25 protein-coding genes are annotated in these 24699 nt (G+C 59.2%); 7 read left to right on the forward strand and 18 right to left on the reverse strand.

Features of this window, described 5'->3' with window-relative positions:
- Positions 1–12: 12 nt before the first annotated feature.
- From V9G17_01905 to V9G17_01920, 4 genes are all read right to left on the reverse strand, one after another.
- The gene (locus V9G17_01905; GenBank protein MEI2751329.1) at positions 13–3399 is read right to left on the reverse strand and encodes a UvrD-helicase domain-containing protein; all 3387 of its coding nucleotides are present in this window, start codon (positions 3397–3399) and stop codon (positions 13–15) included.
- Positions 3392–6640, reverse strand: a complete 3249-nt coding sequence (locus V9G17_01910; GenBank protein MEI2751330.1) for a PD-(D/E)XK nuclease family protein — start codon at positions 6638–6640, stop codon at positions 3392–3394. Before V9G17_01910 ends, V9G17_01905 begins: the two co-directional genes overlap by 8 nt.
- 104 nt (positions 6641–6744) lie before the next feature.
- The gene (locus tag V9G17_01915) at positions 6745–6909 is read right to left on the reverse strand and encodes a hypothetical protein (GenBank protein ID MEI2751331.1); all 165 of its coding nucleotides are present in this window, start codon (positions 6907–6909) and stop codon (positions 6745–6747) included.
- Between the two features lie 12 nt (positions 6910–6921).
- On the reverse strand, positions 6922–7188 hold the full coding sequence (locus V9G17_01920) for a thioredoxin family protein (protein ID MEI2751332.1): 267 nt from the start codon (positions 7186–7188) through the stop codon (positions 6922–6924).
- A 157-nt stretch (positions 7189–7345) separates the two neighbouring features.
- Here V9G17_01920 and pgm point away from each other — a divergent pair, with 157 nt between their 5' ends.
- Positions 7346–8998, forward strand: coding sequence for a phosphoglucomutase (alpha-D-glucose-1,6-bisphosphate-dependent) (pgm, locus tag V9G17_01925; protein MEI2751333.1), 1653 nt, complete (start codon positions 7346–7348; stop codon positions 8996–8998).
- A gap of 195 nt (positions 8999–9193) precedes the next feature.
- On the forward strand, positions 9194–9892 hold the full coding sequence (locus V9G17_01930) for a CHAP domain-containing protein (GenBank protein MEI2751334.1): 699 nt from the start codon (positions 9194–9196) through the stop codon (positions 9890–9892).
- A gap of 651 nt (positions 9893–10543) precedes the next feature.
- Here the strand turns inward: V9G17_01930 and V9G17_01935 are convergent.
- Positions 10544–10852 carry a hypothetical protein gene (locus tag V9G17_01935; protein MEI2751335.1) on the reverse strand — a complete coding sequence of 103 codons (309 nt, stop codon included), beginning with the start codon at positions 10850–10852 and terminating at the stop codon, positions 10544–10546.
- 145 nt (positions 10853–10997) lie between these two features.
- Between V9G17_01935 and V9G17_01940 the strand changes: the two genes are divergently transcribed.
- Positions 10998–11429: a hypothetical protein gene (locus V9G17_01940; GenBank protein MEI2751336.1), complete on the forward strand. Its 432-nt coding sequence runs from the start codon at positions 10998–11000 to the stop codon at positions 11427–11429.
- Positions 11430–11524: 95 nt separating this feature from the next.
- On the opposite strand, the gene V9G17_01945 is transcribed toward V9G17_01940, so the two are convergent.
- From V9G17_01945 to V9G17_01975, 7 genes are all read right to left on the reverse strand, one after another.
- A complete protein-coding gene (locus V9G17_01945; GenBank protein ID MEI2751337.1) occupies positions 11525–11947 on the reverse strand; it encodes a hypothetical protein in 423 nt (140 codons plus the stop codon).
- A 164-nt stretch (positions 11948–12111) separates the two neighbouring features.
- On the reverse strand, positions 12112–13218 hold the full coding sequence (locus V9G17_01950; GenBank protein MEI2751338.1) for a DNA topoisomerase IV subunit A: 1107 nt from the start codon (positions 13216–13218) through the stop codon (positions 12112–12114).
- Between the two features lie 8 nt (positions 13219–13226).
- A complete protein-coding gene (locus V9G17_01955; GenBank protein MEI2751339.1) occupies positions 13227–15332 on the reverse strand; it encodes a DNA topoisomerase VI subunit B in 2106 nt (701 codons plus the stop codon).
- Between the two features lie 433 nt (positions 15333–15765).
- Positions 15766–16239 (reverse strand): hypothetical protein, encoded by a 474-nt coding sequence (locus V9G17_01960; GenBank protein ID MEI2751340.1) that lies wholly within the window; start codon positions 16237–16239, stop codon positions 15766–15768.
- The gene (locus V9G17_01965; protein ID MEI2751341.1) at positions 16236–17801 is read right to left on the reverse strand and encodes a PAS domain S-box protein; all 1566 of its coding nucleotides are present in this window, start codon (positions 17799–17801) and stop codon (positions 16236–16238) included. Before V9G17_01965 ends, V9G17_01960 begins: the two co-directional genes overlap by 4 nt.
- Before the next feature lie 211 nt (positions 17802–18012).
- A complete protein-coding gene (locus V9G17_01970; protein MEI2751342.1) occupies positions 18013–18189 on the reverse strand; it encodes a hypothetical protein in 177 nt (58 codons plus the stop codon).
- Positions 18190–18197: 8 nt separating this feature from the next.
- Complete coding sequence (locus V9G17_01975; GenBank protein ID MEI2751343.1) at positions 18198–18401, reverse strand: dodecin family protein; 204 nt, start codon at positions 18399–18401, stop codon at positions 18198–18200.
- Between the two features lie 276 nt (positions 18402–18677).
- On the opposite strand from V9G17_01975, the gene V9G17_01980 reads away from it, so the two are divergent.
- Positions 18678–19205, forward strand: a complete 528-nt coding sequence (locus V9G17_01980) for a putative 2OG-Fe(II) oxygenase (protein MEI2751344.1) — start codon at positions 18678–18680, stop codon at positions 19203–19205.
- 14 nt (positions 19206–19219) lie between these two features.
- On the opposite strand, the gene V9G17_01985 is transcribed toward V9G17_01980, so the two are convergent.
- The 5 genes from V9G17_01985 to bamE form a co-directional block, all read right to left on the reverse strand.
- On the reverse strand, positions 19220–20650 hold the full coding sequence (locus V9G17_01985) for a DUF6298 domain-containing protein (protein MEI2751345.1): 1431 nt from the start codon (positions 20648–20650) through the stop codon (positions 19220–19222).
- 111 nt (positions 20651–20761) lie between these two features.
- Positions 20762–21364, reverse strand: a complete 603-nt coding sequence (locus V9G17_01990; GenBank protein MEI2751346.1) for a hypothetical protein — start codon at positions 21362–21364, stop codon at positions 20762–20764.
- Positions 21365–21367: 3 nt separating this feature from the next.
- Entirely contained in the window at positions 21368–21805 is a 438-nt protein-coding gene (locus tag V9G17_01995) for a hypothetical protein (protein ID MEI2751347.1), read from the reverse strand.
- A gap of 12 nt (positions 21806–21817) precedes the next feature.
- Positions 21818–22435 (reverse strand): hypothetical protein, encoded by a 618-nt coding sequence (locus V9G17_02000; GenBank protein MEI2751348.1) that lies wholly within the window; start codon positions 22433–22435, stop codon positions 21818–21820.
- Positions 22410–22811, reverse strand: coding sequence for an outer membrane protein assembly factor BamE (bamE, locus tag V9G17_02005; protein ID MEI2751349.1), 402 nt, complete (start codon positions 22809–22811; stop codon positions 22410–22412). The genes V9G17_02000 and bamE overlap by 26 nt, the downstream gene beginning before the upstream one ends.
- A gap of 185 nt (positions 22812–22996) precedes the next feature.
- Here bamE and V9G17_02010 point away from each other — a divergent pair, with 185 nt between their 5' ends.
- The 3 genes from V9G17_02010 (at position 22997) to V9G17_02020 (ending at position 24460) form a co-directional block, all read left to right on the forward strand.
- On the forward strand, positions 22997–23509 hold the full coding sequence (locus V9G17_02010) for a pyridoxamine 5'-phosphate oxidase family protein (protein ID MEI2751350.1): 513 nt from the start codon (positions 22997–22999) through the stop codon (positions 23507–23509).
- 145 nt (positions 23510–23654) lie between these two features.
- On the forward strand, positions 23655–24122 hold the full coding sequence (locus V9G17_02015; GenBank protein MEI2751351.1) for a VanZ family protein: 468 nt from the start codon (positions 23655–23657) through the stop codon (positions 24120–24122).
- Positions 24119–24460 (forward strand): PilZ domain-containing protein, encoded by a 342-nt coding sequence (locus tag V9G17_02020; GenBank protein ID MEI2751352.1) that lies wholly within the window; start codon positions 24119–24121, stop codon positions 24458–24460. Before V9G17_02015 ends, V9G17_02020 begins: the two co-directional genes overlap by 4 nt.
- Positions 24461–24545: 85 nt before the next feature.
- On the opposite strand, the gene V9G17_02025 is transcribed toward V9G17_02020, so the two are convergent.
- The gene (locus tag V9G17_02025; protein ID MEI2751353.1) at positions 24546–24668 is read right to left on the reverse strand and encodes a hypothetical protein; all 123 of its coding nucleotides are present in this window, start codon (positions 24666–24668) and stop codon (positions 24546–24548) included.
- Between the last annotated feature and the right edge of the window lie 31 nt (positions 24669–24699).

Consider the following 24699-nt stretch of genomic DNA (forward strand, 5'->3'; position numbering starts at 1 on the left):
CCTCCTTTGTACTCACACCGTGACCGTCATTCCTTGCCGCAGGAAAATGAATTCGAAACCTGCGACGGATTCACCCAACGCCTGTTCCACCGCCATCCGGTACAACCGTGCCTGTTCTCGATAGAGCTCAACCCTCGCCGCTACCTGATCCGCCGGGATCATATCCGTCTTATAATCGGCAATCCAGATCTCGCCATCGATGCGGTAGAGCAGGTCGATGGCCCCTTCCATGATTTGCCGACCACCGTTCCAGGGAATGAGAAATGGCACCTCACGACCGATCACAGTCGCCCGGCGCAATCGCTCGTAGGCCGGAGACTGGGCGAAGGTTCGCAGCAAGTCTCGCACCTCCCCGATCACCACGTCATGCGTCGCCGTATCCCGTTCATCGAGCGCCAGTGAAATGTGGTCGATCAAGGCTACCTGCGCGTCGACATCAGCGGTAAAATCCCAGTATTGCAGCAGCCGGTGGACCATCGTCCCCAGGGTCTTTCCCCGCGTCACCAGCCTCACCTGCCCTGCTTCTCGCTCGACGGCCGGAGCGGGTTTCTGCAGGAAGTCGGACGGTGAGACTTGCAAGGACTCCGTTCGCTGCGCCTGCCATTTTTGGTCGCGCTGCATCCAGCGGTCTGAAAATGCCCGGTCAGTGACCACGCCCTCCAACACCATCGGACGTTCGCGCTGTCTCGCCGGCGGACGATCATCTCCCTGGAGGATGGTCTGACGCAAGCCGACACCACCGACAGAAATGTCCTGCTGATCGGTTAGCCCGAGCTCCACGCCGGCAGCCTGTTCTAACAATTCCAGCAACGCCCCCCGCACCCGCCGCCGCGGCAGAGCTCCGGATAAGACCAGACGCTCCCTCGCGCGCGTCATCCCGACATAAAACAGCCGACGCCGTTCCGCCTGTTCACGCGTACGCGCCTTCTCAGCCACCAGTACCGCGCCCAGGCTACACCGGTCCCCCAGATCGAGCCCCTGCACACCGGTCGACCAATCATGCCAAATGATCGGTCGCGCAGGACCGCGGCCTGCACCATCTCCATGATGTAACCCGGCGAGGATCACCAGCGGAAACTCCAAACCTTTCGCCTTGTGGATGGTGAACACACGAACGGCATCCAGGGTATCCTCCGAGAGCGCACTCTCCGCTTCTTCCGGTTGCTCCGTGAGCCGATCCAGCATCAGCGCGACAAATCCGGTCAACGTCAGGTTCGGGCGATCCGCCAGGTCCGCCGCCATCTGGCGAACCTTCAACAGGTTGGCCACCGCCTGCTCGCCGTGGAGGGACGCCGCCGCCAGTTCGAGTACCGGCAGGTGTGTAAAAATGAGGTCCAGCACCTGAGGGAGCGGACAACGGGGCGCCAGCTCATGCAACCGCGCCAGCACGCCGTACAACCGACGGAGCGGCTCGGCATGCGGACTGCTCCAGTCTGTCAGGCGATCGGTTTCGCGGTAATCCAGCGACTCCCGTTCCTGCAGCTCGGCCAACGCGGAGTCAGGCAGGCCACCCACTGCCGATCGAAGCAGCCCCACCAGGGCGACGCGATCGTGGGGATTGCCGACGCACCGGAGCATGTTCACGAGATCGATCACTTCCTGCCGCCGATAAAAATGTTTTTCCCCGTCGATGATGTACGAAATGTCGTGCCGGCGGAGGGCTTCCAGGTAGGGCTCAGCCTGAGTCAATTTTCGAAACAGGAGCGCGACATGCCCTGGGCGGAGCCCGCTTTCCGTTCCCCTTGACGCTCCCGCGTCTCCGGCCGGACGGAGCAAACCTGACACCAAGTGCGCAATCTGTTCCGCCTCCACCCGGGTTGCTGCGGCCGAATCCAACTCGTCCTCGTCCTCCGACGCGACCAAGCGGAGTTCTACACCGGGATTGCGAAACTGACTGGATCGATTCGGTTGTACCGTGAGCGGGACATTCGGCGGCTGAATGGACGGCTGCGCGACCAGAAGCCGGTTGAAGACGCCGTTAACCAGATCGAGCACCTGCGCATGACTGCGAAAATTTGTGGCGAGCTCGCAGCGTAACGCCCCGCTGCGTTCCAGGCGATCGACCACATGATCGAACGCTTCGATATCAGCCCGACGGAACGCATAGATCGACTGCTTCGGGTCACCGACGATGAACAGTTTTCCCGATTCGAGTTCCGTCTCTCGCCATGAACCGGCCTGCGTGTTGAGGCGTTCGGCCAGGTACAGCACGATCTCGTACTGCACCGGGTCCGTATCCTGAAATTCGTCGACCAGCAACGCGCGATAGTCCCGCTTCAACTGCTCGCGGATCGCAGGATGATCGCGCAGCAACGTCCGGGCCTTGCCGACCAAACCATCGAAGGTGAGCCAGCCGGAATCCAGAAACGACGTTCGCACCGACTGCACGAACGGCGAGAGCACAGCCAGGAGATTCTGCAGGAGTGCATGGTCGACCTTAAGCAACCGCGTGGCGATCCGTTGCAACGACTCGACTTCCGCATGATCATCCTCTTGCCATCCGGTCGGTGCGGCGCCGAGGTCTTTGGCCAGCAACTCCTGCGTCTCACGTGAGAGAGCGCGCAGACCGTTGATCCCATCGGCAAGCAGGAGTGCGAAGAGTTCCGCAACCGCCGCCAGCATTAGCTCGATCTTGCGTCGCTTCGGGCGTTCATACCGTGCGAGCAGATTTTCCGCTAGCGCCTTCCTACTGGAGAACCAGTCACGCAATTCCGGATTCAGGCCCGTCTCGGCCACCTGCTGCGCCAACCCATTCAGATCGATCAAGTCACTGTGCAGACGGTAGGCCAGCTCTCGCAGTTCGTCGAGACCGAATGTGTCCAGGAGTTCTCGCCAGCGTCTGTGATCACTCCCCGCCGCGCCTAGCTCACGATCCAGCCACAACTCCCACTCAGCGGTGAAATGTTCCTCGAAGCGCGATCCATCCTCGTCCGTTTGAAACGTCGGTGTGACCCCGGCTTCGATCGGGTACAGGCGCAACAGATGCGCGGCAAAACTATGCAAGGTTCCGATCTGCGCTTTCTCCACATCACGAAGTGCGGCATCGGCCCGAGCCACGATTTCATCGGTCGTCCATCCATATCGTAGGCGTAGGTCGGCGATTGAAACCGTGCCACCGCCCACCACGGAATTGTCACGGCCTTCCGCATTCACCAAGGAACGAAGACGCTCTCGTAAACGAAGTTTCATCTCGGCGGCGGCTTTGTTGGTGAAGGTGAGAGCCACGATGCGCGACAGGTCCAGCGGATCGGTCCGGCGCATGAGCAGATATATCAATCGATTCACCAGCAGCGTCGTCTTCCCGGTTCCCGCCCCGGCGATCACCACGACATTCCGGTCGAACGTGGTAGCCGCTGCTTCTCGTGCCGCCTGGTCTGGAATCGAGGCCGGTTCAGTCACGCGCCACCTTCTGCGATCGCACATCCCGCAATGTCCTGGACGGTGAGGACCGAGAAGCCCGCCACCAGCTCGGCTGATGGGTTCGGCGACACGCGGTCGAAAAGTCACAATGGGTACAGTGGGCATCCGGGGCGATGAAATATTGCCCGGCGCGTATGCCGTCGAGCAGCACCTGCATCGTCCTGCTCAATATCGGACCGGACGGCCCCTGCCAGGCTGACGCGGCAAAGGCCACACGCTCAACCGCAGGATCGGCATGCGGGAGCAAATAGAGAAACTCGACCGCTTCAGGCAATACTCCCTGCTGACCGTCTGGCGAGCCGACAGCCGCCATCAACGAGTACAGCGCAGGCTGCAGTCGTTGCGCGCGCAGGGCCGCTTGCAGGAGATTGCGATCCTTGGCCTCCACGCGATCGTTCGCTCGATACTTATAATCGATAACCCTCAGCGCGCCAGACTGCGGATGCCGATCCACCCGGTCCCATCGTCCACGCAGTGGAATCTCCTCGCCTTGCGATCCATCCGGCACACTCCCTATGGCATCCAGTTCGAATTCAGCGGGATGGAATCCCGAGGCCAACGCCGCGTCACGATCGAGAATGATTGTCGCTTCGATCAACCGCCGGACCGATTCCTGTGCCAACTGCCAGGTCAGGGCGTAGCCGGTTCCATGTGTCCTGGCGTACGCGTCAAAGGTCTGCGCGACGGCCCGAGCGACCTCCTCAGTGATGGCAGAGGAGGACAGTACCGTAACCGGCCAGCCCAGTTGGATCAGCGCCAGATAACAAAGTCGCAACGCGCCATGACAGAGCTGCCCCATTGCCGGAGGGGTCAGTTCCATAGAAGGAGTCTGACGCACCGATTCAAGGTTGAGCACCTGCCTGGAAAAATATTGAAAGGGGCAGCGGGCATAGGATTCCAGCGCCGTCGGTGAGAACCCGCGTTCAGTGACCGCCTTCCAATGGGCGCCTGAATGCTCGAGCATCCCGTCGTACGCGCTCAGGGCCGGATGCCCGCTTTCGATGACGCCTTGCGCTCCCAGCCCGTGGGAAAATAACAATCCGTCACGCCCGACTGCCTCCAAGAGCGCAGTCACATCGCAACCCTGCAGTACCGTACTCACGGTGAGCTCTTCCCTCGTCTGCAGCTGCGGCGTGAAGAGCGGAAGATCGACACGGTCCGACCATCGACGCGGAAGGGCGAGGAGAGATGTCGTATCCGATGGGTGCGGCACCACCCCGACCGCATCCAGATAACTGGACGGCACCAGCGGGCGACCGGCGGCATCCGCCCGTTGATAGGAGAGATACAATCGTTCCTTGGCCGACGCTCGCAACAGCTCGAACAGCAGTGCCTCCTCTCCATACCCCTGCAGCTTCTGGTCGATCTTGTAGCCCAGGGTTTCGCTCAGGACCAGTCGATGCCGATCACGGAGAAATCCATCCTCATGGATGTACCGGGGAAACAGTTTTTCATTCATTCCGATCAGGAAGAGGGCCCGAAATCCAAGCCCGCGGGCTGCCATCGCATCCAGCACCTGTACGCCCTGGTGCGAAGGGGGGGCCAGGGCGCAGGTCGTTCGCGAGACGATCTCCGCGAACGTGTCTGTCCATTCGTCCCAGGTGATATCGGCGCCGAGCCGGTCGAGTGCGTGCAACTCGGCGAAGACTCTGGACAACGCCTCAGGCACGTCCTGGGCATCATCCCCCTGTGCCGTCGCGTCGATGGAGGTGGATAACCCGAAGGGAACGGTCAGCCCGAGAGGAACGGTCAGATGGGTGTCGGCGAGAGCGCAGAAGGCGTCGGTCAGGGCGCCATATCCGCCCCGATCCGGAAGGTGCTTCAGATCCTCGATCAATGGCGCGAGGCAGTCCCACAGCAGGCGCAGTTGCACCCCGTCGATCGAGAACGCCTCGAGTTCTTCCGCAACGCTGTCCTCGCCGTCGGTCGCCCAGGAGTCCAGACGGCCCAGGTGCGCCAGGCGTGTCCATTCCTCTTCCCCACGAGTAATTCCGAGCGTCTCCACTGCCACGCGCCAGAGGTCGGGACGGGGCTCAACCTCGTGCGTACCCGTCGTGAGGCGGCGATTCCATGGGGAGGTCAGCACTTCCAACATGGCCGGTCGATGCAAGCCGTTTTCCTTCAGTCGCGCCAGGTGAAGCAGCGTCTTCACGGATGGTTCCTGTAACAGCGGCACCGTCGCACTGGAGACAAATGGAATGCGATGCTGGTCGAAGATGCGTCGCAGGGATGCCTGGTATGGCACGAGGGTACGACCCACCACCCCAATCTCACCGAAGGCATACCCATTGGTCTCTACCAGCGAAAGAATCTGCTTGCAGACCAGCGTCAATTCATCGTCGAGACCGGCGGCATTCCGCACTTCAACCGATACATTTACTTTCTGAGAATCGGGAGCAGAGTCACCGGTTGTCATACGCGACCGTTCGCCTGGACCTCCGGCAATCGGATAGAGGTGTCGCTCTAGAAACTGTCGCGCAAAACCGTAGGCCGGTTGTTCGCCGAGCGGGAAGTAGACCGTGAGCGGCAGGGAGACACTCAACGCTTCCAGAAGAGTCAGCTGAGTTTGCGTCAGATCGTACGACCCGTAGTACCAGAGACCGGCGAGGCCACGGAGAAAGGGAGAAGTGGACACACAGTCGGTCACGAGCGCGGTCAAGTCATCCGGAGATCCCACCCCCAACGCCGCACTGCCTTCCCGTAGCGCCGCATATAACGTCAACAAGCCTCTGAGCTTCTCACTGTCTTCCGGCGGGAACTGCCCTTCCTCCACCGCGCGTAACGCCAGGGCAGAATCCACCGTGGCATCCTTGAGGTCTCGCAGACTGGCCCACAAAGCCGGCCAGGCGCCGGACGGCAACTGCGGCAAACGAAGTACCCCGGTCTGTGGTACGTTGCGCTGCGCGAGATGCTGCAGCAGGCGCTCGAAAAACATGTCGGTGACGAGTTCGATCCGTCGTTCTGCGCCGGCTCCCCTCGCAGCAGTGCGACGCTCGCGATCCAACTGCAGGGCAAGTTGATGAAACGAGAGAATGTGGACATTCAGCAGCGCGAGCCCCTGCTTCACGACCAGCAGCTGCTTAAGCGAACGACGCAACTGATCCGAGGGCACGACAAGCGCGACGGCGGCCTCGGGATGGCCGGCCTTGAGAGCACGAAGATCGTGAACGAGTTGCGTTTCGAGTGTGGGATGGAACTGGCCGGTGACGAGGCGGAGCATGGAGACCGTGGGCCATCAATCGTGAAGCGCGAAGCGGAAGGTCGCAGAGAGTGTCTCGCAACCTTCCGCACTTCACGCGTAAAAGGCGAACATGCCCTTGGTTGCTAGCCGGTTTCCGGACCAAGCAGCTCACCGTTGCAATCGACGCAGGCCCAATCGCCATCGATGAACTTCATCGGGTCCCCGCACGTCCCGCATTCAGGCGGCGGTCCCTTATCGATCATAGGAAGAATCGGCAGTTCGAAATCGTCTTCATCGGGAACGGTCATATCTCTCCAGTCTCACGCGCCCTGCGGTTTCATCTTCAGCTGCAACGCCTTTTCAGCGCTTTGACGAGGCGGCACACCCACGAAGGTCAGCCGGCCATCGATAATCGTCGCGGGCACGGCCCGGACCGAATGCCGATTCGCCAATTCCTGACCATCCGGGGTCGTGATATCGACCTCGCGATAGCTAAAGCTATACTTTACCCTGAGTTCCTTCCACAGGCGTTTCGCTGATGGACAGGCTCCGCAAGTCGGTGAGTGCAATAAGGTAATGTTCGGCATGGACAACCCCTCTCCTTAACGTGAACGGATCTTAACACCCGCGCGGAGGGCCACGCAAGCAAACGCAGGCCTGACATTCCTCATCGAGCCGTATATACTGGCTGCCACATCATTTAGAATCGCGTCATTCACGCATCATCGTCTTGCTGAGGAACCTATGGCTCTCCATCCTCGTGCCGGTCAACCGGCACAGCCGGAACAATTGATCAATCTCGAAAAAGTCGAACAGGCCTACTACGGGGAAGTGCCGGACCCGTTCGATCCGCAACAGCAGGTGAGTTTCGGCACCAGCGGACATCGTGGCTCCTCTCTCCGCCGTACCTTCAATGAAGCCCACATTCTCGCGATCACCCAGGCCATCTGCGAATACCGGGCTCAGGCCGGAACCACCGGTCCTCTGTTCATCGGCAAGGATACTCACGCGCTCTCCGCACCGGCTCAACGCAGCGCGCTGGAGGTGTTGGCCGCAAACGGCGTTCAGATCCGCATGGATCAGACCGATGCCTATACCCCCACGCCGGTCATTTCACACGCCATTGTCACCACCAATCTAGGCCGGACCTCGGGCCTGGCCGATGGCATCGTCATCACCCCTTCGCACAATCCACCCGAGGACGGCGGCTTCAAATACAATCCGCCACACGGCGGCCCGGCCGATACGGAGGTCACGAAAGCGATCGAGACTCGCGCCAATGCCTTATTGGCAACAAAGTTACATGGCGTAAAACGTGTCCCCTATGAACAGGCGCTGAAGGCGGCGTCTACCGCGCGGCATGATTTTATGGGCCACTATCTCGCGGACCTCATCAACGTCGTCGATCTCGAACGCATCAAAGCAGCAAAGTTGCGCTTGGGCGTGGATCCATTGGGCGGTGCGGCGGTGGCCTACTGGCGTCCCCTAGCCGAACGGTATGGATTGGATCTGCACATCGTTAACGAGTCCGTTGATCCGACCTTTCGGTTCATGACTCTGGATTGGGACGGCAAGATCCGGATGGACTGTTCGTCCCCTTACGCCATGGCCTCGCTGATCACACTGAAAGACCGCTTCGATCTGGCATTCGGCAACGATACGGACACGGATCGCCACGGCATCGTGACGCCGGGCGCCGGCCTGATGAACCCCAATCACTACCTTGCCGCCGCAATCTCATATTTATTTACCCATCGCCCGGGATGGAAGGCCGGTGCAGGAATCGGCAAGACCGTTGTCAGCAGCAGCATCATCGACCGGGTAGCGGGCAGTCTGCAGCGTCAATTGGTGGAGGTCCCGGTCGGCTTCAAGTGGTTTGTCCAAGGCCTTCGCGACGGGTCGTTAGGGTTCGGCGGAGAAGAAAGTGCGGGCGCAGCATTTCTCCGTCGTGACGGCACCACGTGGGTCACCGACAAGGACGGCATCATCATGGATCTCCTTGCGGCGGAAATGCTCGCGGTCACCGGAAAAAATCCGGCACAACTCTACGCGGATTTGACAGCCCATCTCGGCGAGCCGGTGTACGAACGGATCGATGCACCGGCCACCAGAACCCAGAAAGCGGCGCTCCAGAAATTCTCCCCACAGCAAGTGCAGAGTCGGGAGCTGGCGGGAGAACTGATTACGTCCATGCTGACGGACGCGCCGGGCAACAAGGCCTCGATCGGAGGGTTGAAAGTGACGACGGCCAACGGCTGGTTCGCCGCGCGTCCCAGCGGAACCGAAGACGTCTATAAACTCTATGCGGAAAGTTTCAACGGCCAGGCCCATCTCAAACGAATTCAGGAGGATGCGCAAGCATTGATCAAGCAGGTCTTCTCCAACGCCGGAGCCTAACAGGATGCTGAACAGGTGGGCGAAGGCGGATGTCGCTTCCTCTGTGAGATCCATGAAGCGTCGTTCGTCAAGCGACTCGCGCGAACAATAGAATCCGGCCGATGAACGGGCCAACCCGGCCATTGTGCGTACCCCTGCGCGAGCAACGCCCTATGACATCCCATCCTTCGGAAGACCAGCTATACTTAAGTCAGTATGCCCAGACTATCTCACACGCTGCGCACCGTGCTGGTCTGCGCCGCCCTGAGCGGCTGCGCCGCACCGGCCTCTCAGGGGCTCCGTCAGGCGGTCACCCCGCTTCCAGACTGCTGCCGCACAATCCAGGCCGGCCCGCGCACACAGGCGATCGTACAAACAGCCGTCAACCTGGTCGGCGCGAAAACAATCGAGAGCCAGGGGCGTCGTATCGCCTATGATTGCGCCGGCGTGACCCGCGCCATCTACCTCGCCAACGGCATCGACCTCTTTGAAGGAGGGGCCGGCGACGGGAAGGTCAACGGCGTGGGGTTGATCTACAATCACCTGCGGAAACATGGACAGCTTCATCGCGGTCCAGTCGTGCAAGCCGGCGATCTGGTGTTCTTCGACAATACCTGGGACTATAACGGGGACGGCCTCGTCAACGATCCCTTGACCCATGTGGGAGTCGTGGAGACGGTGGAGCGCAACGGCACGATCGTCTTTATCAGTCGGGTGTCCGGAGCGATTGAACGCTACCGGATGAATGTGGCCTACCCGCATATCCACCGCACCGCCGACGGCCGCCTGCTCAACGATTACATGCGCCGGAAACACTGGCGGGATGGGGAACGGACGCCCTACCTGACGGGAGAGTTATTTGCCGCCTTCGGCACGAGGGTGGTAGAGTCAGCCTCATCACCAGACAGAAGGTAAACACCTTGTCCCCTACTGCTCCCCGCACGACCCGTTGCCCCGAATGCCACCAGCCTACGACGTGGCAGGACAATCCCTGGCGTCCATTCTGCTCGGAACGTTGTCAAACGATCGACTTAGGGGCTTGGGCGGGAGAACGCTACCGAGTCGCAGGGCCGAGCCTGACGGTGGGGGGATCCGAATCGTCTTCACCGGACGATGTGTGACCGGCCGATCACACACTATTCGCAGCGACAGTTCGCCTTGTAGTCCATACACATCGGACCGAAGCTCCGCTCGCAGTCACAACTACACTTAGGCGTCTTATCGGCCGGACAGGTGATCTGGCAAGTCTGCTTGATCCCCATGCCGCAGGACACGATCTCGCACGAGTTGGAGCCCTCCGCAAACAACAACGGCAGTGATGGCGCGACCGGAGCCTGGGTCTGCTGAAGGACGCGGCCAGCACTCTCCGATGCCTGGGTGATCGCTGGATTGTTCTCTACGCCAACTTGCTCTGCCCACACCGGCGTCGCAACACCGATCAATAGGACAACCAGCAGAAGCCCTACACTTCCCGCCCTGCATCGCGATGAATACCTTGTCATGCCGTCACCTCCCTTTCAGACGGCAGCAGGATAGGAAGAATCGCCCGTGAAATCAAGTCTCGAATCATCGCGTAAAACAGTCGATGGCCGGATCGCGCCCGGTTCCGAATGACATGGCCGGTAAGCCCCACCATTTCTCAATGACGGTCGCGTACAGGGCCCGATAATCGAGCGTATGCTTCAGATCCCCGGCCTGCAGATTTTTCAGTGAAGGAGGCGCACCATAGAAACCGCCTTTCACTCGTCCGCCCATGAAGAAGTGCGGGGCCGCCGTGCCATGGTCCAACTGCATCACACGCCGGATTTCTTCAGGCGTTCCACCGAACGTGGTGCGGGAGAGAAAGTGGCGGGCCTCGTCGAATGTGAGAGACATGCGTGAACTCTCAGGACGATGAGGGCGACACTGTCTCTCTTAACGACATGGCACGTACATGGTTGACAGAACCGCTCCGCACCGCTTGTCTACCCTGGTAACTATCCTAGTAGCCAACGCGGTTCTTATTTCTGTAGGATCGCGTATGCGTCGAACCTGGCTGCTCCTTATCTTACTCGGCCTTCTCGTCATCGATACCGGCTGCAGTACTTCACCCGGCCCCCGTCTCACGGGGGCGATTCGGTATTTCAATATCCGGACAGACGTGGCGCCGCGCCATCTGATCGTGCAAGTCGGCGATGAGATCCGGTGGCAAAACCTGAATGCCCATGCCGTCCAGTTACGAATGCTCGAAGAAACCAACCCGGAGTTGATCGCCTGCGACAAAGGCTTTTCGAAATTCGGCGTGTTACAGGATTCGGTCATCATCGCACCCCAGCAGTCTGTCAGCCTCTGCTTCTCGAAACCCACCACCATTCGCTTTAATGTGTGGCTCGAAGCCGACAATCCGCAAGGCGCCATGACCCCGACCGGCAGCGTTCGCATCGAACCCTCCGCCTCGAAACGCAGTTCCTAATCTCGATCGAATTCGCCAGGGCCGGAGGCCTGTCGAACTCACCGATGGTGAGATCCTCTACGCCGACACTCGTTTGTCCGAGCGGCCAACGATCGTTAGCAGGGAATATTGATGGAGGGATCGCAGAATAGCGGAGGAATCACGGTAGGACGCATGAAGCGTGAGGACGGATCTTGCGACCCCATGGGCGCGGTCAGCGCCGGTCCACCCGTCATGCCGGGCAACCCCTTGCCGATCGTCCCGAACGACTTGCCCTGACTGGAGGGGATGGTGTTACTTTGCGGCGCGCTGGCCCCGGAGGCCGTGGCCGCAATCGTCGACTGCTGTGCGAGAGGGTTCAGGAGCGGGAGCGTCCCCGGTAGCTGAGGGTTTTGTCCCGGTTGGTTCTGTTGGGTCGATGCCGGTGGCGAAGTCTGGGCAATTACGAACGACGGAACCACCAGCATAACCACACTGAGGCAGAGGATCCGGATATCTCCGTGAACCAGCCCCGGATACGATGTACCATGCCGACTCACAGAGGCTCCGTTTCTTCGACTACACCGGTTGCCGACAAGGCCAGCTACATACCGTCATAGAGGGCGCCGGTCGTCTTGGCCAGTTCGGTGGAGGCGCGGACATCACATTGTTCGAGTACCACGTGCACCCGTTCCTTCAACGACCACCGAACAAAGTCCGCCCGCTAATCCAACCAGTCTTTTTCCTTCAGCTTCCTCGGCAGGTACTTCTTGGTCAGATATTGAAAGTCTTTGTTCGCGAGTGCGTCCAGTTCGTATTTTAACCCGCTGGTAAGCATCCGTTTAATTTCCTGCTGCCAGGCCGGCTTCTGGAACCATTGATAGTTCAGCAGTTCTTTCGCCCGAGTAATGTCTTTCTCATTCAGCTTGATGCCCACATTACGCGGCAACTCATACCGCTCCGGATCGGCGCTGGAGAGTCCGATAAACTTTGCTTTGGGAATCGCCATACGCTGGCTCTCAAACGCAAGGTTGATCGAGCCCTGCTTCACCACCGAATAAATATAATACCCCCAGGGATCGTTGTCGACCAGCACATACACCGGCAACTTGTACTCCTCGTGGAGGCGGCGTGCCAGCCGTCGCACCCCTCGTGGCGGTTGCCCGTTCCCCGTCAACAACACGCAGTTGTATCGCCGCCAGAACTTATCTTCCGACAACCGGTTCCACTGCGTACCTTTCTCGACCAGCAGGAGAAAATCGGCGGTGCAGCGGCGGATCTCCAAATATTCCGGTTCAACGATCGAGGGGACAGAATACCCGCCCTTGCCCAGCTTGGCACAATCCACCCTATCGCCGTCATCGCCGAAGACCACTGGCCCGACGATGCTGCCGCTATTTTCCGCCCGCACATGGAGTTCCTCTCGAAGCGCCACCAACGAGACTTCCAGATCCTCGATGATCGGGTCGGACTCGTCCTGCGTATCGAAGGTATTTTCATGGGAGTCTTGAATCGTATGTTTTGTCCGATAATAAATTTCCCTGAGCGAGGTGGTCAGATCGGCTTGCTGCAACTCCGCCAGCGCATCGGCCACCAACATCGTCTGCATGAATTTCTTCGCCATCCCGACATTAAAAAACGACCGGGTCTGTTTCTTCTCGCCCATCTCGATCAGCCCCCTGCGGGGATTGAACGACACGTTCGACAAGGCGCGAATCGGAATCTCAAACGTCGGGTCTTTGGCCCGTTGCGCGGCCGCGATGACCACATCGGCCATCCCGACGAGCTTTTTCCCCACAGCCCCGGTCTTCTTCGTCTTTGCCTGTGCCATACCCTGTCCTATGTCCTTTTCCGCGTAGCAGATGCCTGCGCGGGTTTTTTCTTGCGCGGAGCCGCCTTCTTCTTTGGCGGCGGCTCATCGACAAACAAGGCTTGCTGCCCTGCTTTCACCTTCGGCGCCACGCCCTTCGCCGTAGTTCCTCGATCGCTTGTCCTCCGCTTGGCTTTCACCAGGGATTTGGCCTTCGCGATCGGCCCGACCTGGGCGGGCTCGACCGGAACCGCCGGCGTCCCGGGAGTCCGCTCGGCAATCTCGGTCTCTCCCTCGATTCCTTCAGCCGTCACGATGATCGAATGCGGCAGGCCTTCAGGTCCGGCGCCTGTTTTCCCAAGGGCCTCATCGGTCTTGTGACCTCCCGTGCGTGAACTGGCGATCTTATGCAACTGCTCCTTCAATTTCTCCGTGGGCAGGTTTCCGCCTTTGAGTCGATTACAGGCGGCCACGACTTCCTCGATATAGAGATCGAAGATATTGCGGCGACGGAACTCGCTGGCAGCCCGCTCTCTTCGCCGCAGAAAAATCCCCAGCCGCCGACCGGCTTCGCGCAACGCCAGAGTGATTTCCTTCTGAATTTCGTCGTAGTCGGCAATCGCTTCTTTCGACTCGCTGGTGAACGGTACCCACACGGAGGCCATGTGCACAAAAATCACCATCGGCCCGGCAGGCAGCGCGCCGCGGGACTGCGACACCCCATAGTTTCGCCACGTCGTGCTGAGCACCGCTTTGAACGTGGCGCAGGCCGATTGCTGATAGAGCAACGGCACCCGGTTCGCATACCGGATGACCCGCGCCTGCTCGGTATCGTTGCCCTGGTCTTCCCCCTCGGCCAAAGGCACGGACGCCTGCTGCGGTTTCGTTGCTTCGTCCGGTCCCTTGCCGAAGGCCAACCCTGCTTCGATGACAAAGGGATAACCGCGATACACGGCCGGTGGCCGGCTCACGGCCGTATAAAACTCCCCTTTGATTTGTTTATAGAGACCCGAGAGGATCGCCTTCTCTCCGATCGGCGAGATGCAGTTCGTGGGCGGCGCCATGATCTTGGTGGTCTGAATCGTCTTGTACAGCGTTTCGGCCGCCTGGTGCTTCACATCGCGAGGCTTGGCAGTGGGCGGCACTTTCGCCGCCTTGCACATCTCCTCGGCCAGTGCGGGCGACACCCGGCAAAAATCGCTCGCCAAGAAACTGGCCACCGTATGGCTCTTCGTGTCCTGCAACATCTTGAGCAAGGCCCCGAACTCGATGCCATACGGATGCGGCTTGATTTCTTTCGGTGAAGGCGGCAGTTCGTGATAGGTCCGGGGATACTCTTTCGTTTCCCCTTCCGGCGTGTGGTACACCAACCGCACGTGCGGATTCGCAATCGACGTCTGCTCCAGCCACTCATCGACCGACGCGCGGCCTTTCTGGTAACGGCCTTCGACTTCGAGCGCCACCTCGGTACCTTGAGGCTGAGCCCACTCAATCTGTTTATTCTCGTGCACCAGCGGCTCGTTCTTCTTCGTATCGATTTGCACTTCGAAATAATGTGCCGCGGCGCGAGGTCCCGTGCGGGAAATCACCTTCACCGGCTTGCCCGTCGTGAGCTGACCATACATACCGGCGGCAGAAATGCCGATCCCCTGTTGTCCCCGGCTCATTCGCATGCGATGGAATTTTGAGCCATACAGCAATTTGGCGAACACACGGGGAATCTGTTGACGGACAATCCCAGGCCCGTTATCGGTCACCGTGATCCTGAAGCGCGTCGCCTGACTAGGTGTAACCGGGGCCTGTCCGTTCGCGACAGTTTCGAGCCTCACGGTGACATCCGGTAGGATGCCTGCCTCTTCGCAGGCGTCCAGCGAGTTATCCACGGCCTCCTTCACACAAGTCAGCAGCGCTTTCCGAGGATTATCGAAGCCCAGGAGATGCCGGTTCTTCGTAAAAAATTCGGAGACGGATATTTCCCGCTGCCGCGCCCCCATCTCGACTGCCGTCACCGCACTCGACGCTTTCTCGGCTGAAGCGGATTTTTTTCGCGATGAGACCGATTCTGACACGGTGGAGTCGGATGGGGGCGCAGGCACGGGAGATTCAGCACGCGGCGATGATGTCTTGGTGGCCATTCAACCTCTCACGCAAGGAATTCACACTGGAAGGGATCACTCGGTTCACCCGATCAATACGTACACTCCTCGTCGTTTACAGGGAACACTCATGAGAGTCAAGCCTTGAGAGTATTCTCGTCGTTCTCTCGAGATCGAAAAACACGATGCCACGGTGGACACAGTACGGAGGTGATCGAAGGGGAGGACGTGAGAATCGATGAGGCGAGGATGGTGTCGAAGGTTTGGGTGGGAGGAGGACGCACCTACCGAGGAGAGGTAGATACGGCGGAGATCTCGGGAGGATTTCAGGCTTCCCAGTACGAGCTGGGCATGCACACCACCCTCAACACTCAATCCCCTTTTTGTACATATTCCCCCGGGGCGTTAACTCCCCCCACTCAATTACGATAGGCCTCCTGACGCCGGTGAGTCAAGAGCCGGAGCAGGCGATTTATGAACCGTCTGTGCGTGCCTGTCGATGTGTAATGGTCGGGTGATGGAGCCAGGCAGCCTCGACTCGGACCTCCGCTCCGATAGGGCAGTACAACGGCACCGAGGTATTGTTACTCTCGACTCGCGCCCTCACGGTGCCACGTTCGTTCTCCAGTTCCAATACCCCCAGATGCTCATGGAGATCGACGACACAGGTGATGCTGCGCGACTCACGATCACTCACGATCGTCTTCACCACCACCGGCTCTTGCAGCGTGAGCAGGTCATCCGGTCGGAAGGTCGGTTGGTCCTTTATCTCAACGGCAATCACCACGCCTGTCCCGGCCAGTATCGCGCACACCCCGAATACAATGGCATTGGCCCGCTGCGGATAGTGGATCTTCAACCAACGAACGGCTGTGCGGATGCCTATGACGAACAGAAGGCCGACGAACCCCAAGGCAACAACGGTCAACCCAAACCGAAGGTTCATACGGTCCCTTGTGCCTGGTCGATGGCTGCCACGGAATACGTTCCGTTCGTCGTCATCAATGGAGTCAGCGTCATACTGAAAGAAAACTCCGTGCCGTCTTTCCGGACACCGACAAGGTTGCGCACATGGCTCGCCGAAAGGTCTTCCGTCCGGGCACGAAAAACCGACGGCCCCTCTGGAGATGCAGCACGCAACCATGCCGGCAGAAGGCATTCAACAGACTGTCCAAGAAGTTCGCCTCGCTCATAACCGAACCGTCGGTCGATCTGGGTATTCGTCCGCAGAATCTTGCCTTCGGCATCCGCCACGATGATGCCGTTCGATGCCGATTCCAGCACCACACGCAGGCAATCCGCACTCTCACGCAGCGCCTCTTCGGTCCGCTTCCGTTCCGTGATGTCTTGCGCGAACACCAAGACCCCGAGCACATTCCCCTGCGGGTCCAGATAGGGCACCTTGTCTGTTTGCACCCAACGTTTTTCCCCCGCTTCTATTCGATAGGGTTCGATGATCCCGAGCTTCGGCCGCCTTGATACGATCACCGCCAGATCATCCTGATGATACCGCTCGGCCTCCTCCGGATAAAATTCATCGGTCGACCGCCCCTCGATCTCCGCCACGGTTTTCTTGATGGATTCTGCCGCGCGCCGATTCGCCCTCAGGATACGATTGTGGGAATCCTTATACCAAACCATGGCCGGGATCAAATCCAAGAGCACCTGTTGCTCGATCTGCTGTTGCACGAGGCGCGCTTCCGCCTCCTTCCGCGCCGTGATATCCCGCACGATGCCACAGTGCACGCGTTGACCAGCAGAGATCCAACTGCTGAGTGACATCTCGATCGGAAACTCCCGGCCATCCTTGTGCAGACCATGCATGGTCACAACGGTGCCCTTCAAACGCAGATCGCCCGTCGTACGGACCCGCGCCAACGCCTGTTCATGCCTGGCACGGTACCGTTCGGGCATAATCATGATCAGAGACTCCCCCAACACCTCTTCGGCCCTGTATCCGAACAAGCGCTCGGCCGCACTGTTCCAGGATAGGATCCGACCCTCCCCGTCCGCAAGGACAATGGCGTCCGGAGCCGTCTGCACGACTTCGCGAAACCGATCCTCGCTGGCCGTAAGGGCCTGCTTGGTGGCCGCGGCCTCGACAGAGAGATGCTTCACGCCCACAGCACGACGAATCAGAGCCTTCAATTCCTCAGGATCATACGGCTTCGTCAGGTACCCGAACGCGCCTTCGGTGAGGGAACTGTGTTTTTTCGCAACCTCGACAAAGGCCGTCAGCATGATGACCGGAAGGACCGGGTCAACCTCTTTGAGAAGCGTGAGTACCGAGAGTCCGTCCATATCCGGCAGCATCAAGTCCAACAACACCGCAGACAGGGATTCGACTTTTGCCTTGGCAAGTGCCTCGGCACCGGTGCCGGCTACCGAAACACGGTATCCGACATGTTCCAGGAGGTCATGCAAGACGAGAGCGATGTCGGGATCGTCGTCGACGATGAGGATCGTGGGAGGAGGAAGCGCGGTCACGCTGAGCGTGGTCTTGGACATGGTGGTCAACGAAACCAAGGGAATCGTCGTACAACCCGTCTATTGCTTCGGAGCTCATTGTCCTCTTTTGGACGACAAGAATCCAGTCCTCCATTAACGAGTCCCTGCGTGGCTCATCGCTTCGGCCACCCGAAGCCATGGGCCCAGCGAAGACTCGGCGCCGTCTCGTCTCACCGGCTCGCTCGAAGAACCCTGTGTCACTCAGAACACCTTACTTCTTCCGGTAGACATTCAAGCCGATTTTTTCCTCCCGGCCTGGAATCGTGACATTTCCTTCCGTCGAGGCAATGATGGTGGTCTTTCCCGAAGCCGATGGCCCGAACTCTTTCGACAAATCCACCTTGATGGTCAGCACGGTTCCTTCGACGGTCATCTCCACATTTTTCATAATGCTCCCTAATCCTTCAGGACGAATGTAACCTTCAACGCCACACGATACTGGGTGATCTTTCCGTCTTCGATATCCACTTTTTGATCCTCTATCCAGGCACTTTTCACGTTCTGCAGGGTCTTATTCGCGCGAGCGACTCCAAGATGAATGGCATCATCAAAACTCTTCGGGGATGCGGCAATGATTTCCGTCACACGTGCAACAGACATGATAGCCTCCCTGGTTAGATGATAGGCGACACACTCGCCACATCAGGCTAGGCCGAGCATAGAGGCCTGTCAAGCCTACCATTCGACCGCATGTCAGCGCTGCGACCCGAGACCGGCGCACACGAACGCATCGACCTCGAACTCTCCCGGCTGATTCTTGCACGTGAAGCGTCCGTGTCAAGCCACGACGACACGGAAGTCATCGGATGGTCTTCGCCTCACGACCTGTCGATGTTGGATTGAGCAGGAAGCCCCCTCCGCGAGTTGTTTGCGCCCGTGACCGAAGTCGCCAAACAAATCACAACCCTTTCAGCCCGATGCCGCCAGGCCGCGCGTCGACCTGATTGGGAAGTCGTCGAAGTGTGGGCCAACGTGCAGCGGAACGGTGGCGCAAATTCCCATCCCGGAAGTTTTTGGGCGGGTGTCTACTACGTGGATGTCGGCGAGACCTGTTCGACTCAAGAAAAGGGTGGCGAACTGCAGATTTACGACCCGCGTGGCTGCCTGCCACGAATGCTGGCCCCCTATCTCCAGTACAACATGGCCGAATTGCACGATGCCAGAACCAGCATATCCTATACTCCTGCGCCCGGACAATGCCTCCTGTTCCCCGACTGGTTGTTTCATGCCGTGAATACGTATCGTGGAACCGCACCCCGAATCAGTGTGGCCTTTAATTTAGCTCCCGTCATCACGACCGACTCTCACGCCGCCGTCGGCGCGGAGCGTTCGACGACTCGCACCGTCCCTGCCCCCTCTCGGGCACACTCTCGCGCCCCTTCACCGGATGACGCGGCGCGCTGATCCCCTGAACATCCTCACGGCTGGGAAGCCCGGAGGTAGAGCACCGCATCGCCGACGAACGGCGCCACGAACCGGGTCCGCCCGGACAGCCGACGCGTCGGTTCCACATGCGTTTGGTCCAGACGTGGGTTAAGCCATTCCACCGTAAATGAACCGGAATGTTGCTGCAAATCCAGTTCAATGCTCTCAGCGCCTCCGGCGGCACCGTTGGAAGGCGCATAGACGAGATACGCCCGCCCGGGATCCGCCAAACAATAGCGGCTTGAGCACAGGTGGCTCTGTGGAACCATGGTTCGGAGCGGGATGCGATCGGCATACCGCTTCGTCTGCCCGAGCGAGAGGAGGACTCCTTCGCGGCTGTCTCGTACCAGCTCGAAATACTCGGCATCCGTCGCGGGATCGTACGGATCCATATAGATCGGGTTGAGGCCCCTGGTAAAACTCTTCCAGACCCAATCGCTGGTCCCTCCGACTCCCCAGAGATGATCCGTATCATTGATGATGACCTTGCGCCCATCGTTGGCAGGTGGGTCGTCCCGATAGGCGTATTCGGGTGTATACGGAGCCGGAACTGCCGGTGAGACCGCCTCCGCCCGCGACTTCCAGAGATCTGCTTCCTTGCTCCCCCAGGGTGCACTTAACAGCACCGGATGTTGCTTCGGTTTGGTTTTCTCATAGTCGTGAATAACCGCGACAAGATGCTCCTGCCACGCGACCGAGCCGGGCGTGCTCTCATTCGCAATCTCGTAGAGCACATTGTCGAACGGATTCACCGCATCCACGACCTGCCGCACAAAGTCTTCCTGTCGGTCAACCATCGCCGCATCCGTCAACGAATGGGTTTCGGATCCCTCGCCATCGCCGTCGCGATCTCCATCCACGCCGTTGACGTTATTGCTGTGATGAAATGGATGGAACGCCCAAGGGTTCTCGGGTCTCTCAGGAGTTTTCCGTTCGATACCCCACCCTTGGAACAACATCACCGCGACATACATACCGTGCCGTCCGGCCTCCTCCACCCGCGCCGACACTCGCTCGAAGAAGAGCGGATTGATGCGATTCACATCAAACTTCGGCCCTCCGTCCAAGGCAACACCTGGTCCCGTCCGCAGGTACGGCATGGGTTCAAACAGCGCATCCTCCTGACGCCAGAGCCGGAAAAAGTTCAGATGATATCGCGTCAAGAATCGTAAATATTCGCTGTAATCAAAGGACAGCCGGCTCTTCTCCGACACGACATCCTGAAGGTTCCTCCATGTATGGGATCCGACGAGATACACCACACGGCCCGAACCGTCCGAAAAGTATCGCGGGTTCACGGCGTCGACTTGGAGTGGACCACTGGCTTGGACGGAGCCCGACTCGGCAGGTGTCCTGAGTTCGGTGCACGCAAGCACGTTGCACGACAGCATCAGGCCCAGAAGGTACGCGCCAAGCTTCCTCACCCGCAGCAATTCAGTTGCCTCCTTGATGTTCGCCCTGAGTTGCAGTGATCCGGCTCGTTCAACTCTCTGCAGTTAGGCTGCGCACACCACACCGAATGTCATAACCGGTGACTACGGCACTGCGTTTGCTTGGATGAAGAGCGCCTGTTCCAACGTGCGAAAGAATTGTTGGTAGGGTTCGGGGGACTCGATGGCCTTGAGGTAATACTGCGCGCTGGCCCGCACGACCAGCTGCTTGTCTCCGCGCGGCCGAATCGTGACCGTGAGGCGCACAAGATTGCTCCGGTGATAAAACGGCCCCCAGCTGCGGAACTGCCGCGTGAGGATCAGGAGCCCGTCGTCCCGATATAGGTGATAACTAGGATCACCCCATGGCAAGGATTCATAGTCGTCGAATTTCTTGCCGGAAACAATACCCAACGTGTCATCCAACACCTCCACGGCAAAACCGAGGTCCTGGCAGGCAGACACGACGGCCTGAATCGTTGTGAGGCGATCGGCGGTGTCGAAGACTCGGCTTTGAGCGGCCCGGACTTTGACCTGGCTGGCTTCGGATAACCAGATCTGGTCGCGCGAATCCCATTGATTGTCATGACGCCATTCATAGGGCGAACAACCGGCGGCCAGGGAGATCAATAGAACAACGCCGACCACGAACAGTCGGCTGCCCGAACAGCTGTGTCGAGAGAACATGGGCTGAGTAGAGCAACGCACCGTCTAGTCCTTCACCAGAAAGAGCGAACGTTCCACCGCCGCAAAGAAATTTTGATACACCTTCGGGTCTTCGATCGGTTTGCTGTTGTAGATTGCATTGGCGCGGATCATCGTTTTCCCGTCCGGTTGTGGGCGCACGGTCACGGTCACGCCAAGCACATCGTAATAATTCGGTTCGGCAAACCGGGCCGCCGTGACGAGTCCAAGCGGCTCATTGGCCCGCTCGATGATAAATCCCAGATCTTGCAGGGCCGCGATGACGCCGCGCATCGCAACCATATGCTCCTTGACCTCAAAGGTACGGGTCTGCGCGCTCCGAATTTTCATTTGCGCATCGGTCGATGTGAAGAGCTCTTGCCGCGGCTCCGGCGCGACACAGCCATACACCATGACACTCCCCAACATAATCGCAACGGCTCCGGTCACCTGTGTCCAGTTCATGAATCCTCGTCGTTAGATCGAATGCGGCTCCAGGAAGACCGCCTTGGAGAGCTTGGCAAAGAATTGCTGATACATCTCAGGATCCCGGATCATTTCCATTTTTTGCTCACCAGGCGGGATGTAATTGCGGTCGGCCTGGCCGTCCCCCTTCCACACCGCCCGATAGAAGATAATCCGGACTTCCTGCCGCGAGCGTGCCTCGTTCAGCGGTCGCGTCACAAGACTGGCCGCGATTTTCTGGTGCAGATCGATCGGGATGACGACATGCCCGAGCGACAGCAGCCAGATAAAGAACCGGTTACGATACTGACCGTACTCACGGGCACTGCGTTCTTTCGCGGCTCGCAGGAACCCGACTTCCCGCACACTTTCCTCAACTTGAAACCCGAGATCTTGGAGCGCGGCAGCCGAGGCGGACAACAATTCCCGATCGTTCTCCGTGTCGAAGAAACGAGTTTGCATGGCCCGATTCGCATTACTCTCCGGCGTGAGTTGAAACAATTCCGCCGGCTGCGTCGGTTGCGCGCAACCCAGGAATAGCAGGGGCTGCCCAACGCACAACACCAGGGCCGCGACGAGGCGCAGCAAGAGTCGACCGGTCTTCTTAGAACTGAGTAGAGTTGTAGGCAAAATCTCGAACCTTTTTCTCTTCGTCGTACTTGATGATAATTGTGAGGGTGCGTTGACGTTGCGAACTGGAGTGGTCGCTGGAGTTGGTTCCCAGAATGATCAGACCGGCATAGGAAGAACTCGCCGTATCCACCCGATCGGTCGACACCTTGTCGTAAATCCAGACCTCGCGGCGCTTATCGTCCGTGGTGACGATATTCGGCGAACCCAAGAGTTCCGCCACCTGCGCAGCCGACATCCCGACTTTCACCTCGCCCTGGACACGCCCGACAGTCAACCGGTCTTCCTTGATCTCGGCTTGCTTACCGCCGCACCCGGTTCCACCCATGAGCACGCACAGTCCTACCACTAGGAATCCCCATCGCATGTGTCTCATCGTACGCGTCTCCCTTCCTCGCATGACCATGTATGCACCCCGCCGTTGGCCCATCTTATCCTGTCCTCCCTCGCGATGAAAAGCCTGCTCCCCACAGAGGAAGATCATCCGTCCAGGCACCCTCCCTTGCAGAGCTGGACAATTCGCCGAAGGCCGCTACAATGTTTCCACTGGGAGGTGACTTCATGCCGATGCCGGATGCCCTGTCGAATGATGATGTTGAAGCCGCGTGGAGAACGTTCACCGAGCAGGCCCGAACCGGTGTCTTGCTGACGCTCCGGAACGGGCATCCGTTCGGCTCTCATGTCCCCTACCTGCTCGGAATCGACTGGTCTCGTGTCTATCTCCACTTAAGCCGGCTGGCCTTTCACACACAGCACCTGTTGGAAGATGCCCGTGTGAGCGTGTTTCTCGCCGAGCCGGACAAGCCAGGGAAGAACCCGCTGGCGCTGCAACGGATCAACTTGCAAGGGACGGCCTCAATTCTTCCCCCGAGCGATGGGTCCTATGAGTCGGTGAAGCAGCGGTATCTGGCAAAGTTTCCCCAATCGCAGATGATGTTCGGTTTCGGCGACTTCGCCTTGTGGGAACTCCAGATGCGCGAGGCCCACCTCGTGCTGGGGTTCGGCCAAGCCTACCAAGCCCACTCCACCGCACCGGGACAGTGGCACCATCAGACGCCCAACAAGAAACCTTGACCCTGCGCATTTCCCGCTCCAGATCCATCATCAATCTTCCCCATAGCCTCAGCCTCGCGGGCTTCGCCCCTCCAAAGCACTAGCCTCTCTGCCGAAGGACCAATGGTGATTCACGCACCTTGTGCAGTACTCTGCGCAAGGTCACATGAGTTCATCGAAAGGACTTCGCCCCATGTTTCCCTTCTTTGTCGTGGTGGCCAGCTATATGATGCTGCTGGTCGGCCTTTCTATCGCCTCACCGGGCATCGGTTTCACCGGATCGCTCATAAACCTTGTGCCGGGTGCCTGGCGAGATGGGGCGCACGTGCCGGCCTATGGCCTGCTGGCCTGGTTAGTCATGCTGGGCTTCCGTCGGCGCGGTTGGCCGCTCAGCTACGCGCTGTTTGTCGGAATCGCGTGTGCAGTGGTGTTTGGTTTGTGGACGGAGGTCGCACAGGGGCTGGCCCCAGGACGGGAAGCCTCCCTCCACGACCTATTGAACGATCTATTGGGCGCAATGATGGCGGGCACCGTCATGGTATGGCAACACACCACCCAGTTTCGATGGTGTGCATTCGCGCCGACGATGAGAATGAACCTCTGTCACCTGATGAAAGGAACCTTGCGGAGATGAACACGGCCTATCACGAACGCGGGACCAGGCGCATTCCCGTTCAATACCCCATCTACTATTCAAACGGGACGTTCCAGACCATCGGTGTCACGGAGGACTTTAACACCTCCGGCGGGCGTATACGCGGCAAGGAACAGGTGAGTGTGGGAATGGAGTTGGTAGTCATCATCATCCAACCAACCCCTGAGGCCCCCATGCTGGTCCGGCGTGCCACCGTCCGTTGGTCGAAAGGCCAGAACTTCGGCATCGCCCTCTCGGACGTTCCCCCTCAATCTGAATCCGAACTCAAGGCCATGGCCAAAGTGATGCTCCCAGGCCTCTGGTCTTGCCTGAACTGACATCCACGTCACAAATTAGGAAATTCTCCCCACCGGAGGGAGGATCAGAAGGACCGCTCCCCCCGAGGTCACACCCCTCAGAGCGTTATTTCCGCCGCAGATGATCCCAAGGCTGACGCGGCCCGGCGAAGAACAACTCCATTAACACAAAGAACATCATGAGGAGTGCGCCCAGCCCGATCGCCACGGCCCAGTTTTCCCACGACATACTCAGCCTCCTTTACTCCACCCTGGAATCG

Source organism: Nitrospira sp. (assembly GCA_037045225.1).
Classification (GTDB): Bacteria; Nitrospirota; Nitrospiria; order Nitrospirales; family Nitrospiraceae; genus Nitrospira_A.

Excerpts from the sequence above, each read along its gene's own strand:
- V9G17_02020 (MEI2751352.1), top strand. The coding sequence starts at position 24,119 with ATGAACACGGCCTATCACGAACGCGGGACCAGGCGCATTCCCGTTCAA.
- V9G17_01970 (MEI2751342.1), bottom strand. The coding sequence starts at position 18,189 with ATGAAAAATGTGGAGATGACCGTCGAAGGAACCGTGCTGACCATCAAG.
- V9G17_01910 (MEI2751330.1), bottom strand. The coding sequence starts at position 6,640 with ATGCTCCGCCTCGTCACCGGCCAGTTCCATCCCACACTCGAAACGCAA.
- V9G17_01975 (MEI2751343.1), bottom strand. The coding sequence starts at position 18,401 with ATGTCTGTTGCACGTGTGACGGAAATCATTGCCGCATCCCCGAAGAGT.
- pgm (MEI2751333.1), top strand. The coding sequence starts at position 7,346 with ATGGCTCTCCATCCTCGTGCCGGTCAACCGGCACAGCCGGAACAATTG.
- V9G17_01915 (MEI2751331.1), bottom strand. The coding sequence starts at position 6,909 with ATGACCGTTCCCGATGAAGACGATTTCGAACTGCCGATTCTTCCTATG.
- V9G17_01920 (MEI2751332.1), bottom strand. The coding sequence starts at position 7,188 with ATGCCGAACATTACCTTATTGCACTCACCGACTTGCGGAGCCTGTCCA.
- V9G17_02010 (MEI2751350.1), top strand. The coding sequence starts at position 22,997 with ATGCCGATGCCGGATGCCCTGTCGAATGATGATGTTGAAGCCGCGTGG.
- V9G17_01930 (MEI2751334.1), top strand. The coding sequence starts at position 9,194 with ATGCCCAGACTATCTCACACGCTGCGCACCGTGCTGGTCTGCGCCGCC.
- bamE (MEI2751349.1), bottom strand. The coding sequence starts at position 22,811 with ATGAGACACATGCGATGGGGATTCCTAGTGGTAGGACTGTGCGTGCTC.
- V9G17_01940 (MEI2751336.1), top strand. The coding sequence starts at position 10,998 with ATGCGTCGAACCTGGCTGCTCCTTATCTTACTCGGCCTTCTCGTCATC.
- V9G17_01995 (MEI2751347.1), bottom strand. The coding sequence starts at position 21,805 with ATGAACTGGACACAGGTGACCGGAGCCGTTGCGATTATGTTGGGGAGT.
- V9G17_01965 (MEI2751341.1), bottom strand. The coding sequence starts at position 17,801 with ATGTCCAAGACCACGCTCAGCGTGACCGCGCTTCCTCCTCCCACGATC.
- V9G17_02025 (MEI2751353.1), bottom strand. The coding sequence starts at position 24,668 with ATGTCGTGGGAAAACTGGGCCGTGGCGATCGGGCTGGGCGCACTCCTC.
- V9G17_01935 (MEI2751335.1), bottom strand. The coding sequence starts at position 10,852 with ATGTCTCTCACATTCGACGAGGCCCGCCACTTTCTCTCCCGCACCACG.
- V9G17_01955 (MEI2751339.1), bottom strand. The coding sequence starts at position 15,332 with ATGGCCACCAAGACATCATCGCCGCGTGCTGAATCTCCCGTGCCTGCG.
- V9G17_01960 (MEI2751340.1), bottom strand. The coding sequence starts at position 16,239 with ATGAACCTTCGGTTTGGGTTGACCGTTGTTGCCTTGGGGTTCGTCGGC.
- V9G17_02015 (MEI2751351.1), top strand. The coding sequence starts at position 23,655 with ATGAGTTCATCGAAAGGACTTCGCCCCATGTTTCCCTTCTTTGTCGTG.
- V9G17_01950 (MEI2751338.1), bottom strand. The coding sequence starts at position 13,218 with ATGGCACAGGCAAAGACGAAGAAGACCGGGGCTGTGGGGAAAAAGCTC.